The 15,607-nt window shown below is 55.2% G+C and carries 12 protein-coding genes; 11 read left to right on the forward strand and 1 reads right to left on the reverse strand.

Translation table 11 applies throughout. The features are described from left to right. Position 1: 1 nt before the first annotated feature. From KW839_RS20065 to KW839_RS20100, 8 genes are all read left to right on the forward strand, one after another. A complete protein-coding gene (locus KW839_RS20065; protein ID WP_218425287.1) occupies positions 2-1,246 on the forward strand; it encodes a glycosyltransferase family 4 protein in 1,245 nt (414 codons plus the stop codon). After that, positions 1,243-2,100 carry an SDR family oxidoreductase gene (locus KW839_RS20070; protein WP_218425288.1) on the forward strand — a complete coding sequence of 286 codons (858 nt, stop codon included), beginning with the start codon at positions 1,243-1,245 and terminating at the stop codon, positions 2,098-2,100. Before KW839_RS20065 ends, KW839_RS20070 begins: the two co-directional genes overlap by 4 nt. Before the next feature lie 33 nt (positions 2,101-2,133). Next, a complete protein-coding gene (locus KW839_RS20075) occupies positions 2,134-3,144 on the forward strand; it encodes a polysaccharide biosynthesis protein (RefSeq protein WP_218425289.1) in 1,011 nt (336 codons plus the stop codon). Further along, positions 3,137-4,264 (forward strand): non-hydrolyzing UDP-N-acetylglucosamine 2-epimerase, encoded by a 1,128-nt coding sequence (gene wecB, locus KW839_RS20080; protein ID WP_218425290.1) that lies wholly within the window; start codon positions 3,137-3,139, stop codon positions 4,262-4,264. The genes KW839_RS20075 and wecB overlap by 8 nt, the downstream gene beginning before the upstream one ends. Positions 4,265-4,284: 20 nt before the next feature. Further along, positions 4,285-5,259: an SDR family oxidoreductase gene (locus tag KW839_RS20085; protein WP_218425291.1), complete on the forward strand. Its 975-nt coding sequence runs from the start codon at positions 4,285-4,287 to the stop codon at positions 5,257-5,259. A gap of 52 nt (positions 5,260-5,311) precedes the next feature. Then, complete coding sequence (locus tag KW839_RS20090) at positions 5,312-6,337, forward strand: glycosyltransferase family 4 protein (protein WP_218425292.1); 1,026 nt, start codon at positions 5,312-5,314, stop codon at positions 6,335-6,337. A gap of 103 nt (positions 6,338-6,440) precedes the next feature. After that, a complete protein-coding gene (locus tag KW839_RS20095; RefSeq protein WP_218425293.1) occupies positions 6,441-8,435 on the forward strand; it encodes a nucleoside-diphosphate sugar epimerase/dehydratase in 1,995 nt (664 codons plus the stop codon). 112 nt (positions 8,436-8,547) lie between these two features. Next, positions 8,548-8,883 (forward strand): helix-hairpin-helix domain-containing protein, encoded by a 336-nt coding sequence (locus KW839_RS20100; RefSeq protein ID WP_218425294.1) that lies wholly within the window; start codon positions 8,548-8,550, stop codon positions 8,881-8,883. A gap of 119 nt (positions 8,884-9,002) precedes the next feature. Here the strand turns inward: KW839_RS20100 and KW839_RS20105 are convergent, their stop codons facing one another. Further along, positions 9,003-10,769, reverse strand: coding sequence for a calcium-binding protein (locus KW839_RS20105; RefSeq protein ID WP_218425295.1), 1,767 nt, complete (start codon positions 10,767-10,769; stop codon positions 9,003-9,005). Between the two features lie 293 nt (positions 10,770-11,062). Between KW839_RS20105 and KW839_RS20110 the strand changes: the two genes are divergently transcribed. From KW839_RS20110 to KW839_RS20120, 3 genes are read left to right on the forward strand one after another with little or no spacing between them, the layout of a single operon-like run. Continuing rightward, positions 11,063-12,805, forward strand: coding sequence for a type I secretion system permease/ATPase (locus KW839_RS20110; protein ID WP_218425364.1), 1,743 nt, complete (start codon positions 11,063-11,065; stop codon positions 12,803-12,805). Between the two features lie 13 nt (positions 12,806-12,818). Further along, positions 12,819-14,141, forward strand: a complete 1,323-nt coding sequence (locus KW839_RS20115) for an HlyD family type I secretion periplasmic adaptor subunit (RefSeq protein ID WP_218425296.1) — start codon at positions 12,819-12,821, stop codon at positions 14,139-14,141. Next, the gene (locus KW839_RS20120) at positions 14,138-15,547 is read left to right on the forward strand and encodes a TolC family outer membrane protein (RefSeq protein ID WP_371318087.1); all 1,410 of its coding nucleotides are present in this window, start codon (positions 14,138-14,140) and stop codon (positions 15,545-15,547) included. The genes KW839_RS20115 and KW839_RS20120 overlap by 4 nt, the downstream gene beginning before the upstream one ends. Positions 15,548-15,607 lie beyond the last annotated feature (60 nt).

Below are 15,607 nucleotides of genomic sequence, written 5' to 3' on the forward strand. Positions count from 1 at the left end.
GATGAAAGTTCTTGTGGTGTCGCAATATTTTTGGCCCGAATCTTTTATTATCAATGATCTGGTCAAAAACCTGTCTGCTCAGGGACACGTCGTAAAAGTTCTCACCGGAAAACCGAATTATCCGGATGGAGCGGTATTCGACGGTTACAGCGCTTCGGGGTACCAGGAACAAACCTATGACTCTTCGGTGAGCGTTTGTCGCGCGCCGCTTAGACCGCGTGGTTCATCGGGTGCAAAAAACCTGGTGCTGAATTATTTGTCCTTCATCGTCAATGGGCTGAGATTCTACCCGCGCGCAGTCAAAGGGCAGCATTTCGACGCGATCTTTGTATTTGCGCCATCCCCGATTACCTCGGTCATACCTGCCATTTACTTGAAGTGGAAACTCAAGAGCCATCTGGCTGTTTGGGTTCAGGATCTGTGGCCGGAGAGCCTCAGTGCAACGGGTTTCATAAAAAACAAGGCAGCGTTGCGTGTGGTGGGCTGGATGGTCAGGGGCATCTACGCGTTCGTCGATACACTGCTCGTTCAGTCGAGGGCCTTTCGCGAGCCGGTTTCCCGCTATGCTGATCCTGGTAAGGTTGTTTATTACCCAAACTCCTATCAGGACGTCCCTCCAAGTACCGAGCAAGCCCGGATTCCTGCGCCATTGCTTGCAGAGCTGGATAATCACTTCTGCCTAGTTTTCGCCGGAAACCTGGGGACTGCGCAGTCGGTTGAAACCCTTGTCGAGGTGGCTGACAAGCTTCGCCATTTATCGGGGCTGAAAATTGTCCTGGTCGGCAGTGGCAGTATGTTGGGCTGGATCGAAAGTCAGAAGCAATCACGAACATTGGACAACCTCATCCTTGCCGGACGTTTCCCGGCGAGCGAAATGCCTCATTTTTTCAGACGGGCTGCGGGATTGTTAGTGACGTTGAAGCAGGATGAGGCGTTCTCCTATACCATCCCCAGTAAAGTCCAAGCTTACCTGGCAGCAGGGAGGCCCATCATTGCTGCTCTGGATGGCGAGGGGGCTCGCGTCATTCGGGAGGCTGGGGCTGGTCTGACGAGTCCGGCGCAGGACGCCGAGGGTATGGCGAACGGCATTGAGCAACTTTTCCGCATGACTCTGGAACAACGAGAGTCTCTGGGGCAGTCAGGACGAGCGTACTACCTCGAGCATTTCGAAATGGAGCGGCAAAGCCAGCGCCTGGTCGAGATTCTCTACAGCAGGATTAACGAATTGAAAGGTAGGTCAAAATGAAGGTTCTTGTGTTAGGGGTCACCGGAATGCTGGGTAGCACGGTGTTCAGGCAATTCCACGGAAACCCGCACCTCGAGGTGTGGGGCACTTTGCGCAACCCCAATGGCGCCAAATACTTTTCTGAAGACACCCACGGTTCGTTGATCAGTAACGTTGACGTGCTTGACCATGATTCCCTGGTTTCGGTACTGGCGCAGGTCAAGCCGGATGTCGTCATCAACTGCGTTGGATTGATCAAGCAACTGGCTGATGCCAAGGATCCTCTGTCGGCCCTGCCTATCAATGCTATGTTGCCGCACCGCATTGCCAAATTGTGTGCGCTGTCCGGTGCCCGCCTGATTCACATCAGCACCGATTGCGTGTTCTCCGGCCGCAAGGGTTCGTACACCGAAGACGATATCTCCGACGCGGAGGATCTCTACGGTAAGTCGAAGTATATTGGCGAGCTTCATTCTGAATCGAATGCGGTCACCCTGCGGACCTCCATCATTGGTCACGAATTGGGAAGCCAGTATTCGCTGGTGGACTGGTTCCTGTCGCAGAACGGACCGGTCAAGGGTTATGAGAAGGCCATTTTCTCGGGGCTTCCTACCGTGGAACTGGCGCGTGTCATTCGCGACTACGTAATACCGAATCCGGAGCTTCATGGCCTTTACCATGTATCGGTGGCTCCGATTGACAAGCTGTCGCTTCTGAAACTGGTAGCGGAAGTTTACGAAAAGGAAATCGATATCATCGCGGACAGTCAGGTTTCCATAGATCGCTCACTGGACTCCTCGAGGTTTCAGGCTGCAACCGGTTACGTTCCACCTTCATGGTTGGAATTGGTTAAATCGATGCGTGCGTTGCGTTGATCATTAAATTCAATCAGGTTTGGGAAGGTAGTTATGTTCGATAATAAAGTTTTGATGATCACGGGCGGTACGGGCTCGTTTGGCCATACGGTATTGAAGCGGTTTCTGGATACCGACGTAAAAGAGATTCGTGTATTCAGTCGTGACGAAAAGAAACAGGAAGATATGCGCATTGCCTTGTCCAATGACAAAGTGAAGTTCTATATCGGTGACGTGCGTGACCGCGATAGCCTTGAGCAGGCCATGGTGGGGGTGGATTACATTTTCCACGCCGCAGCCCTCAAGCAGGTGCCTTCCTGCGAGTTCTACCCGATGGAAGCCGTGCGTACCAACGTCATGGGTACCGAAAACGTGTTGAACGCGGCAATTGCATCGGGTGTGCAACGTGTCGTTGTACTGAGTACCGACAAGGCTGTCTATCCGATTAACGCCATGGGTATTTCCAAGGCCATGTCCGAGAAGCTGATGGTTGCCAAGTCGCGGATGATCCCGGCGAAAGGCCCGGTGATCTGCGCCACTCGCTACGGTAACGTCATGGCATCGCGCGGTTCGGTTATCCCGTTGTTCATCAACCAGCTGCAAAGCGGCGAGCCGTTGACCGTCACCGACCCGAACATGACACGCTTCCTGATGTCGCTCGAGGATTCTGTCGATCTGGTACTGCACGCATTCGAACACGCCGAGCAAGGTGATATTTTCGTCCAGAAAGCACCTGCCTCGACAGTGGCGGACCTGGCGCAAGCGCTCAAGGAACTCTTTGCTCGCGACAATGCTGTCAAGGTCATTGGCACCCGCCATGGCGAAAAACTTTACGAGTCGCTGATCTCTCGCGAAGAGATGGCCAAAGCCGAAGACATGGGGCGTTACTATCGCATTCCATCGGACAATCGTGACCTGAACTACAAGAAGTTCTTTGTTGAAGGCGAGCAGGAAATTTCCGATCTGGACGACTACACCTCGCACAATACCGAACGTCTGGATGTTGAAGGCGTGAAGAAACTTCTTTTGAACCTGGAATACATTCAGGAGCAGCTTAATGCTTAAGGTCATGACGCTGGTCGGTACGCGACCAGAACTTATCAAGATGAGCCGCGTTATTGCCGAGCTTGATAAGCAGGTTAATCATGTGCTGGTCCACTCAGGTCAAAACTATGACTTCGAATTGAATCAGGTTTTTTTTGATGATCTTGAAATTCGTAAGCCTGATTACTTCCTGGGTGCTGCCGGTGATACCGCCGCCAAAACCATCGCCGAAGTGATCTCGAAGGCGGATGAAGTATTTGAGGCCGAGAAGCCTGATGCGCTTCTGCTCTACGGCGATACCAATACCTGTCTGGCCGTCATTGCCGCCAAGCGCCGCAAGATTCCGGTGTTCCACATGGAAGCCGGCAACCGCTGCTTCGATCAGCGCGTGCCTGAGGAACTCAATCGCAAGGTGCTCGATCACCTCAGCGATATCAACATGGTCCTGACAGAACATGCCCGGCGTTACCTGATCGCTGAAGGCATTCGTCCGGAAACGATCATCAAGACCGGATCGCACATGGAGGAGGTACTCGACTATTACATGCCGAAAATCCTCACATCCGACGTGTTGTCGCGAGAAGGCCTGGAGCAGGACAAGTTCTTCATTATCAGTGCTCACCGTGAGGAGAACGTCGATACGCCGGAGAATCTTCGCGACTTGCTGAAGACCCTGCGGGCCCTGGCCGACAAGTACCAGTATCCCATCATCGTTTCCACGCATCCTCGTACCCGCAAGCGTCTGGAAGCGATCGGTGAATCCCTGGATCACCCATTGATTCGTTTCTCGAAGCCTTTCGGTCTGCTCGACTACATCAAGTTGCAGATGTCGGCGTTTTGCGTGTTGTCCGATAGCGGCACCATTACCGAGGAAGCGTCGCTGCTGAATCTTCCTGCCATTACTATTCGTAATGCGCACGAGCGGCCGGAAGGAATGGATGAGGGCACTCTCATCATGAGTGGCCTGAAGGTGGAAGGCGTGCTGGATGCCGTACGTGTCGTGACCAGCCAGCATGATCGTAGCCAGCGCGTTATCCCGGTCGTGAGGGATTACCAGGCAGGTCCTGTGTCGAAGCAGGTAGTTCGGGTTGTGTTGAGTTATACCGACTACATCAATCGTACTGTCTGGTCCAAATCCTGAGCGTCGTCGAGGTTTGAAAAATGCGTGTTTTATTGACAGGTGCCACGGGTTTCGTTGGTCGCGCGGTATTGGCTCGCTTGGCGGCCTCTGACGATCTGGAGCCAGTGGCAGCCATTCGTGGGCACGCCTTGCCTGACTGTCCGTCGCGCGCTACTACCGTTCGAACCGCCGGGCTCAGCGCTGATACCGATTGGTCGCAGGCACTGGATCAAGTGCAAGTGGTCATTCATAGCGCGGCGCGCGTTCACGTCATGAATGATACCGAGTCCGATCCGCTTGAGGCGTTTCGCAAGGTGAATGTCGAAGGCACGCTGAGCCTCGCTCGGCAGGCGGCGTCGTTGGGTGCTCGTCGCTTCGTGTTCATCAGTTCGATCAAGGTGAATGGCGAAGGTACGCCGCTCAACCAGCCGTACTTCGCCGACGCGGCACCTGCACCTGCCGACCCGTATGGCATTTCGAAAATGGAGGCCGAACAGGGGCTGCGCGAGATTGCGAGCACCAGTGGCATGGAAGTGGTCATCATCCGTCCGGTGCTCGTTTACGGCCCGGGTGTGCGAGCCAACTTCTTGAGCATGATGCGTTGGCTGGACAAGGGAATACCCCTGCCATTCGGCGCCATCCATAATCGGCGCAGTCTGGTCGCGCTCGACAATCTTGCTGATTTGATCGTGACCTGTGTCCGGCATCCGGCCGCCGCCAATCAGACCTTTCTCGTCAGCGATGGCGAGGATTTGTCCACGACGCAATTGTTGACGCGGATGGCGCAGGCATTGGGTAAATCTGCACGCCTGTTACCTGTGCCGAGCGTGCTGCTTGAACGGGGTGCGCAGCTTCTGGGCAAGCAGTCATTGTCGCAACGCCTGTGCGGTTCGTTGCAAGTCGATATAAGCAAGACTCGAGAATTGCTGGGCTGGATTCCTCCGATCAGCGTCGATGAGGCGCTTGCATCGACTGCCAATTACTACAAGGAAAGTCAGCGCCAAGCTGGCTTATGACAATGCCGGTTCAGTTGCAGAACCGGTTTTGGTTGTTTCAGGAAGTTGACCTTTGAACACAATATGGTTGTTGGCGTTGGTGGTGGCTGTTTCGTTCCTGGGCACCGGTGCATTGCGCAAATACGCATTGGCACGCAGCCTGATAGATGTTCCCAATGCGCGTAGCTCACACTCGGTTCCTACCCCTCGGGGTGGTGGTGTGGCGATCGTGGTAAGCTTTTTGATTGCACTGCCGGTCCTGGCCTGGACAGACGCCGTCGCCTGGCCGATGGCGTTGGCTCTGTTGGGGGCCGGCGGCTGGATCGCGATCGTCGGTTTTCTCGACGACCATGGGCATATTGCCGCGCGTTGGCGCCTGCTTGCGCATTTCGGTGGAGCCATCTGGGCATTGTGCTGGATTGGCGGGATGGCACCGATCAATCTGTTTGGTCACGTGTTCAGTCTCGGCTGGTTCGGCTATGTCATCGGGGCGTTCTATCTGGTCTGGATGCTCAATCTCTACAACTTCATGGACGGTATTGACGGCTTGGCCAGCGTCGAGGCCATTTGCGCCTGTGTTGGTGCTTGCCTGGTCTACTGGGTCGCAGGCCACACCAGCCTCGCCATTGCGCCGCTTGTACTGGCGATGGCCGTAGCGGGTTTCCTTGCCTGGAATTTTCCGCCAGCGAAGATTTTCATGGGGGATGCCGGCAGTGGTTTTCTGGGCATCGTATTGGCGGTGATGTCGCTACATGCGGCGTGGACCAACCCTCTGTTTCTCTGGGTCTGGCTCATTTTGTTGGGCGTCTTTATTGTGGATGCCACCTTTACCCTCATTCGTCGGCTGTTGCGCGGGGATAAGGTTTATGAGGCTCATCGTAGTCATGGCTACCAGTACGCTTCACGAAAGTATCGCAGCCATCGGGTGGTCACTCTGGCCATCGCAGCGATCAATTTGTTGTGGTTGGTGCCAGTCGCTATATTGGTGGCCATGCAGTATCTCGATGGCGTGACAGGACTGGTCCTGGCCTACGTGCCTTTGGTGTTGCTGGCTTTCAAGTTTCACGCAGGCGAGTTGGAAATCGCCGGCAAGGTGTGATTGACGCATTGGGTTCTGAGCATTGCTTCGTCGGCAAGCGAGTTACCGAGAGCTGTGGTTGCTGTATCAATGCTAGGAGCTTCGAGAGGTGTTAAGAGGGTTTATGGATAAGATTCGGGCAAAGTTGTTAAGTCTGCCAAGACGACATAAACGTATTTTGCAGGTGATGACCGATATTTTCTTGGTCTGGTTTGCCCTGTGGATGGCGTTTGTCGTTCGATTGGGGGTGGACGAGCTGATCAACCCGTTCACTCAGCACGTCTGGCTTTTTGTCAGTACCCCTGTAATCGCCATCCCTCTTTTCGTCCGCTTTGGCATGTACCGTGCCGTCATGCGTTACTTCGGAAATGACGCACTGATTGCCATTATCAAGGCGGTGACACTATCGTCCTTGATACTTGGCGTTGTGGTGTACTGGTACAGCAACCACCAAAACGTTGTTCCTCGCTCGATCATTTTCAACTACTGGTGGCTGAGCCTGATCATGATCGGCGGACTGCGCCTGGGCATGCGTCAGTACTTCATGGGCGATTGGTTCAGTGCTGCTCAGCACGTCCCTTTCACCAGTCGGGATGACGGCCTGCCGAAAGTAGCTATCTACGGTGCGGGGGCGGCGGGTAATCAACTCGTTGCTGCACTGCGGATGGGGCGCGTCATGCGGCCTGTGGCTTTTATCGATGACGATAGCGGAATCGCCGACAGGGTGATCTCCGGGTTGCAGGTGTATCAGCCCGATAATATCCAGCAGATGATCGACAACACTGGCGCCCAGGAAATTCTCCTCGCTATTCCTTCGTCCAACCGCGGGCGCCGGCGCGAGATTCTCGGGTTTCTCGAAGGCTTTCCGCTGCACGTTCGAAGTATCCCGGGTTTCATGGACCTGGCCAGTGGCCGGGTCAAGGTTGACGATATCCAGGAAGTAGATATTGCGGACCTGCTCGGACGGGATGCAGTACCGGCCCAGGCTGACTTGCTCGAGCATTGCATCACGGGTCAGTCGGTGTTGGTCACGGGCGCTGGTGGCTCCATCGGCTCTGAGCTTTGCCGGCAAATTCTGGCGCTGCGCCCGACAACGCTCCTGCTGTTTGAACACAGTGAGTTCAATCTTTACTCCATCTTGTCCGAGCTGGAGCAGCGGGTCGCTCGAGAGTCCCTGTCCATTCGTCTTTTGCCGATTCTTGGCTCGGTGCGTAACCCGAGCCAGCTGCTTGACGTGATGAAGTCCTGGCGAGTGGACACGGTGTATCACGCCGCAGCCTACAAGCATGTACCAATGGTCGAGCACAACATTGCCGAAGGCGTACTCAACAATGTGATCGGCACGCTTAATACGGCCCAGGCCGCACTCCAGGCAGGAGTGGCCAACTTTGTTCTGATTTCGACCGACAAGGCCGTACGACCTACCAATGTCATGGGCAGCACCAAGCGCCTTGCCGAGCTGACGTTGCAAGCATTGAGTCGCGAGTTGGCTCCGGTGTTGTTCGGTGATACGAGTAACGTTTCACGCGTGAACAAAACACGTTTCACGATGGTGCGCTTTGGTAATGTCCTCGGATCGTCGGGTTCGGTCATTCCGCTGTTTCACAAACAGATCAAGTCGGGTGGTCCGCTGACTGTTACGCACCCCAAGATCACTCGTTACTTCATGACCATCCCTGAAGCGGCGCAATTGGTGATTCAGGCGGGCTCCATGGGGCAGGGCGGTGATGTCTTTGTCCTGGACATGGGTGAGCCCGTGAAGATCGTCGAGCTGGCCGAGAAGATGATCCATTTGTCCGGCCTGAGCGTGCGCTCGGAAAGAAACCTGCATGGCGATATCGCTATCGAGTTCACCGGGTTGCGCCCTGGCGAGAAGCTTTACGAAGAGTTGCTGATCGGTGACAACGTAGCGGCTACGCAGCACCCGATGATCATGACTGCCAACGAGGATCACCTGTCGTGGGATCTGCTGAAGGAGAGGCTCACCGAGTTGCTCGCTGCGGTTGATCAGGACGACTATGCGCGCGTCCGTCAGTTGTTGCGCGACACTGTCAGCGGTTACACCCCGGACGGTGAGATTGTCGACTGGATTTACCAGCAACGCCGCCTGGAGCCCTGACTGCTTCATATCCTGCAACGAACACATTTTTGACAGTTCGATAACATGACCTAGGTTTGGAGGGCAGCTTCGGAAAAGCTGCTTTCTCAAACGATGGCATGGAGCTTCACAAATGCGCACAAGCAATTTTCTTTCTCTGGTTTTTGCCCTTCTTACCAGTGCCTCCCTTTCGGCAATCGCCGCACCTGTCAACGCACCTGGGGTCAGCAACGCTCCTCAGGTGCAGGATGTAGCCGCCAAGGCGCAATCCGGCAAAGTTGATCTCAATAGTGCTGATGCACCTACGCTGCAACGAGAGTTGGCGGGTGTGGGTGAGGAAAAAGCGAAAGCGATTGTTGCTTATCGTGAAAGCAATGGCGCGTTTGCGTCAGTTGACGAATTGCTGGAAGTGAAGGGCATCGGCAAAGCGATTCTGGATAGAAACCGCGACAGGATCGAAGTGAACTGAGCGAGTGATAGAACGACAAAGGCCGATCATTGATCGGCCTTTGTCTGTAGCGAGACTTATGCCCGGCGGGCCGGTCGTCTGTGGTTGCTGGAGCTGTTATTGCTACCAGTCACCCGAGTTCAGGCAAGGTGTATGTCAGCAGCGTTCAACAAGGTGGTCTGGCCAACCAGCGTGATATTGCCACCGTGAGCACCGTCACCCGCGGTGTCGAATGACACCACCAGCCCCTGGTCTTGTAGCGTTTGCGTGATTCCCTTGGCGGTCGTCCAGCCATAGACGTAGAGGGTGTCTTCACCTTGTTTGAAATCCTGGATGGTGTCCGAGCCGGAGCCTGCGGTGAATGCGAAGACGTCCCGACCGTTTCCGCCAACCAACAGGTCGTTGCCGGTACCTCCGACGATAAAGTCGCTGCCGTTACCGCCAACCAATACGTCGTTGCCATCTTGACCGTACAGCGAGCAATTTGCATCCGAGCGAGACTGGATGACGTCATCGCCACTGTTTTTTCCGCTGGCACTGCCAGCCAGTTCGGCGCCAAGGGTGCCTGTGTAGAGGATTTTGTCTGCGCCGGTACCGCCGTAGATTTTTTCGGCGTACCCGGCACCTGGGGTCCCGGTGACAGTCGTGGTCTTGAAGCCTGCGTGTGGATCAGCGTTGAAAACAAAAGTTGCATCGCTGGCGGTGAGCAGTGTCGTACGGTCTTCGATCAGCATTGCGCCATCAAAACGGAAATCGCCATCGATGTCATAACGAAGATAGATTCCGTCTGTGGTTAACTTCTGGTCGACCCTCAAATTGAATTCATTTTGCGACAGTTGCGCGCGGCCAGTACCGCCGGCACCGCTGACGCCGAGGAAAACAAGTTTATCTGCGCCTACGCCGAAACTGTCGACGATGTCGTTGAAACCGTCGCCCTTGGAAAACGCATACTGGTCTGCACCGCCTCCGCCAGACAAGTAGTCATCACCTGTACCACCGGAGAGGAGATCTGACTGCTGTCCGCCGATCAGGACGTCATTGCCAGCATTGCCGTAAAGTTGACCGCCGGACCAACGTAGAGCGAGCGTGTCATTGCCCGCTCCGCCGATCAGCGTGGCGAACACCGGACTGAGTGCGCTGCCATCATAGGAAACAAGGTCCGCTCCCGAGGTGCCGGTTATCGTGGCTCTTCCGTTATCGGTGATGGCATTGCTGTCGGTAAAATGGGTGACGTTTGGATTGCCGGCAGAGCCCTGTACCGTATAGGTAAAGACCCCGCTGAGCGAATTGGAGATGCTGTCCAGCAAGGTATCGCTCAGACTGTCGTTACTGGTATAGAGCTTGTGTTCAGTAGTGATCATCTGGGCCGCATAGAGATTGGCCTGGCGCAAGGCATCTGCGCCTGTCTCTGTCCATCCGGATTCATTCGCGTTGTGGGGGATGAAAAACTCAACATCGTCTGCTTTCATCATGTCCATGACACCGACACGTTCGCCCGTGCGAATATCGGTGTAATAGACGTTGTAGTCCGCGTCCTGGATTTCCCACTTGTTGGTTGTGGTATTGAAAATTTCCAGGTACGTATGCCCCTGAAAATAACCCTGGGAATCTGAATACGTCCAAATGGTACGTTTTTGCAGGCCAAGCTCGGCGCAGAGGCCGCTGAACACGTTAACCATATTGCCGCACAGGAGTTCCGGGCGTTCGGCAGTCGGGTCACCCTTGATGGTTTTATAGATCTGCTCGGCGGTATAGAAGGGGTCATTACCATGGGCAGCCCACCAGGCGCCGTCCGAGTGAGTCGTATTGGTGGCCAATAATTCGCGGGCTACATCTTGAAGCAACATGCCGGTTGCAGCCGATTCTTGTCGGACCATATTGGCGAGTAAAGCAAAATAATTGATCAAAATTGACTCCCTGATGAGTGGGTGGCCAACCCAATATCCAAAACACGCTGCAAACGGCGTTGCTGGCCGAAATTTTGCTTATTTTACAGTTCTTTAGCCGGTATGTTAAAGAACCGTTAATCACTAATGGCGGGTTTATTGAGTCGTCAATGATCAGCGACGGGATACTGCGTGGCGATTACTTTTTCAATGTCGGTCATGATGGCGATTTCATACTGCGATTGTCGCTCAGGTGCTACACTCGCGCGCCCCGCAAAGCCCGATAAACACACCAGGTTGTCAGTTCCGAAATGATGCGCAGTCGAACCGAAAATAGTTTGCAAGTAGCCCTTGGGGCCTGCAGGAACAGTTTCATATCGGTGGGTTTTTTCAGTCTGTTCATCAACGCACTGATGTTGGTTCCTACCTTTTACATGCTTCAGGTCTACGGACGGGTCGTCACGGGCGGTAGCCTGACAACCCTGGCCATGTTGACCATAATCCTGACCGTGTTGCTCGTGACCATGGGACTGCTGGAGTGGGTACGCTCGCGGATCATGGTTCGTGTCAGCACCAGGCTCGACGTGTTGCTTAGCCGTGATGTCTACAGGGCCAGTTTCAAACGGGCTCTGGACAGCGGTGGCATGGATGCTTCGGCGCAGCCGCTCAGCGACCTGACCGGGCTGCGCCAGTTCATGTCCGGCAATGGCCTGTTCGCGTTTTTTGACGCGCCGTGGCTGCCGATCTATGTCGCGGTGCTGTTCCTGTTCCACCCTTGGTACGGCTGGACGGCAATCGGCTGTGCGGTGATTTTGCTGGCGCTGGCCTACATCAATGAGCAGTCCACGGGCAAAGTTCTGGCGGCGGCCAACAAAGAGAGCATTGCTGCGTCACTGCACACCAACAAGAATCTGCGCAATGCCGAAGTGATCGAGTCCATGGGTATGCTGGACTCCCTCATGTCACGTTGGAGTCTGCGTCAAAAGAAAGTCCTGCTGTTGCAGTCACGGGCCAGCGATCGCAGCGGGATCATCACAACGATTTCAAAAACCTTCCGAATGCTCGTTCAGTCCCTGATTCTTGGCCTTGGCGCTTATCTGGCGGTCAGCCACGAGATCAGCCCGGGGCTGGTGATCGCAGGTTCCGTGCTGCTGGGTCGGGCGCTGGCGCCTCTGGACTTGATGATTGGCAGTTGGAAAGGATTTATTTCTGCGCGTTCACAATACGCGCGTCTGAACAGCATTCTCGACCAGCAAAATGCCGAACCTGAGCGTATGCAATTGCCCGCTCCGATCGGTCACGTGACGGTAGAAAACCTCACACTGGGTGCACCGGGTGCCAAGACCGCGATCATCAAGGGCATCGGTTTCAATGCGCGGGCAGGGTCAATGATCGGTGTCGTCGGTCCAAGCGCCTCGGGCAAGTCAACGCTTGCCAAAGCGTTGGTGGGGGTGTGGAAGCCACAAAATGGCGTGGTACGTCTGGATGGTGCCGATATTGCCAATTGGGACAAAAGCCAGCTGGGACCGCATCTGGGGTATTTGCCGCAAGACATCGAATTGTTCGAAGGCACAATCAGCGACAACATCGCGCGTTTTGGTGTGGTTGATCCGGAAAAAGTGGTGCTGGCGGCCAGGATCGCCGGTGTTCACGAAATGATTCTGATGTTGCCCAGTGGCTACGATACGGTCATTGGCGAGGGGGGTATCAATCTCTCTGGCGGGCAACGACAACGTATAGGGTTGGCCCGGGCAATCTATGGCAGCCCGCGGCTTATCGTTCTGGATGAGCCGAACGCTCATCTGGACGAGGTCGGGGAGCGCGCGCTGGCGTTGGCGCTGCAACAGATAAAACTCACGGGTGCGACGGTTTTCGTTATCGCCCACCGCACCTCCATATTGGCCCATCTCGATCACTTGCTGGTGATGAACGCCGGCACGATCAGCTTGTACGGCCCGCGGGATCAGGTTCTCGCGCAACTCAATTCGCCTCAATTGGCCACCCAGCAAAAGCCTGGCGCAACGGCCGGCACAGACGTCGCTTCGGCCGACGTTTGACAGGATGCTATCGATGAACCATACGCTCACTAGTCCTGCCGACACTTTCGCAGATCTGCCCACCTCCGATGGATCCGTAAGGCGTATCGGGTTTTACATTGTGTTCGTGACATTCGGCCTGTTCGGCGGATGGGCGGCGTTTGCGCCACTCGACGGTGCGGCGTACGCGCCGGGGGTGGTTACCGTGCAAACGTATCGCAAGACGGTACAGCATCTGGAGGGCGGTATCGTCAAGGACCTGCTTGCACATGATGGCGATGTGGTGAAGAAAGGTGACCCGATCATCGTGCTCGATGACGCTCAACTGCGCTCGGAATACGAGATGACCCGCAGTCAGTTGATCGCTGCGAGGACGATGGAGGCGCGCTTGCTCGCCGAGCGCGATAACCTTGCGACGATCGCGTTCCCGAGCGATATCAATGCCGACAGTCAGCGCAGTACCGAGGCGCGCTACGGCGAGACTCAGGTGTTCAACGCGCGGCGTAGTTCGCGGCTTGGACAAATTTCGGTCCTGCAAGAACGTATCGGTCAGTTGAATCAGCAAATCAAGGGCACCGATACCATGATCGGTACCAAGACCAACTTGCAAGAATCCTACAGCGGCGAAATTGCCGAATTGAAAGAATTGCTGGCCCAAGGTTTTGTCGACAAGCAGCGGATGCTGGAACAGGCGCGCAAGCTGGATTTGCTCAAGTCTGAAGTGGCGGATCACCGATCGTCGAACATCAAGACCAAGTTGCAGATCAATGAAACGCAGTTACAGATCCTGCAGATCGACAAGGACTTTGACGCCGACGTTACCCGGCAGTTGGCAGAGACCCAGACCAAGGCCTACGACCTGCAGGAAAAAGCCTCGGCGCTGGAAGATCGCCTGAGCCGGGTGGTTATTCGCGCTCCGGAAGACGGGATGGTGATCGGCATGACGGTTCACACCATCGGTGGTGTTGTGCGTCCGGCGACGCCCTTGCTGGATATCGTTCCGTCGGTTTCCGATCTGGTGGTTGAAGCGCAGGTAGCCCCCAATGACATCGATCGAATTGCTATTGGCAAATTGGCGGACATTCGCTTCAGCGCCTTTAACACGGCCACGACACCTGTCATCGAAGGTCGGGTGACGAGCGTGTCCGGCGACCGCTTGATCAATGAAAAAACCGGCGCACCGTATTATCTGGCCCGGATCAGTGTCACCGGGGATGGTGCGCGCAAGCTGGGTGATCGCAAGCTGTTGGCGGGCATGCCGGCAGAGGTATTGATCAGCACGGGAGAGCGCACCATGCTGCAATATTTGATGCAGCCGGCACGTGATGTTATCGCCCAGTCGATGATCGAGGAGTGATCGTGCGCCTGTTTCCCTGTCTGATATTGGGTTCGTTGGCGTTGCCTGTTCATGCCGCCGAACCAAAGGTCGCCCAATCCTCGAATGTCGCTGTGCAGACGAATTCAATCAGCAAGCAGGCCTATTCCGTTGACTTGATGCAGCTGTATCGCGAGTCACGCCTTGAAGACCCCCGGGTAATTGCTTCTTACTCCAGGGCGCAATCGGTTGTCGAACAGGAAAAGCAGGCGTTTGGCAGCCTACTGCCTTCGGTGACTGCGAACGCGGGTTTCAACCGTATCAAGCAGAACAACATACGACTCAACGAGGCATACGACAGCCGCAATTACACGGTGGGGTTAACTCAGCCGCTGTACAACAAGGCTGCATGGGAAAACTACCAGCACTATAAAAGCCTGGCCAAACAAGCGGACTCCGAGTCGACGGAGGCGCAGGCAGAGGCCACTGTTGATCTTGCGCAGCGTTATTTTTTCGCATTGGCTGCCGATGACGAACTAGAACTGGTACAGGCCGAACGTAGGGCTACCCAGAAAAACCTGGACAGAGTCAGCGCCCTGTACAGTAAACAGTTGGCTATGGTCACCGATTTACTGGACCTCAAGTCGCGGGTCGATTCGCTGGCCGCCCAGGAAGTTGACGCGCGCAACCAGTCCAGTCTGAGCCGTGTTGCGCTCTCGGAAATCATTGGGCGTCCGGTCAATGAAAGGCTGAGTCGCGTTCGTAGTGATGTCGAGTTCAAAGTGTCAGCGCAGAGCCTGGAATCGTGGGTGGAACAGGCAATCAGCGCGAACCCGTCCATCAAGGCCGGTGAAAGCGCACAGGACGCTGCCGAGGCTGCATTGCGCGCGGGCAAGGGCGGGCATTACCCGACGGTTAATCTGAACCTGAGTGCGCAACAGACTAACGAAGGTTATAACAACTCGCTGGCCCCCCAGACCGATAGCTATGTAGCTGGCGTTGGGGTGCAAATTCCGATTTTCAGCGGTGGTTCCACGTCAGCGCGGGTGCGGCAGCTGTATCAAGATCAGCTTACCGCAGAACAACAACTGATTGCGACTCGTCGCCAAGTGGTCAAGGAAACGACAAACGCGTATTTGACCGCCGACTCCAGCATAGAAAAAATTCGCGCCAACCGTAATGCGGTGGCGTCGGCCGAGCAATCCCGTGTCGCGGCTGAAAAGGCGTTTACCTATGGTGTCGTCAATTCCGTGGATGTATTGACGGCTGTACAAAACGAATTCAAGGCGCGTCGTGATCTGCTCAAGGCGCAGTACGATTTCATCACCAATCTTTTTATTCTGAATCGTTGGGCAGGGAAGTTATCAGGAGAAAGTGTCGAAAGTGTCAATGTCTGGTTGGACCATAACCATCAGCCTGTTGCTGTGGCCAGTGCGCAAGTTGAATAGCTACAATCATTGAGCACTTGGTCCAGTGATGGGGTTGGCCGATTAGCTGAGAGCCGTTAC

This window comes from Pseudomonas sp. PDM31 (assembly GCF_019218965.1).
Classification (GTDB): domain Bacteria; phylum Pseudomonadota; class Gammaproteobacteria; order Pseudomonadales; family Pseudomonadaceae; genus Aquipseudomonas.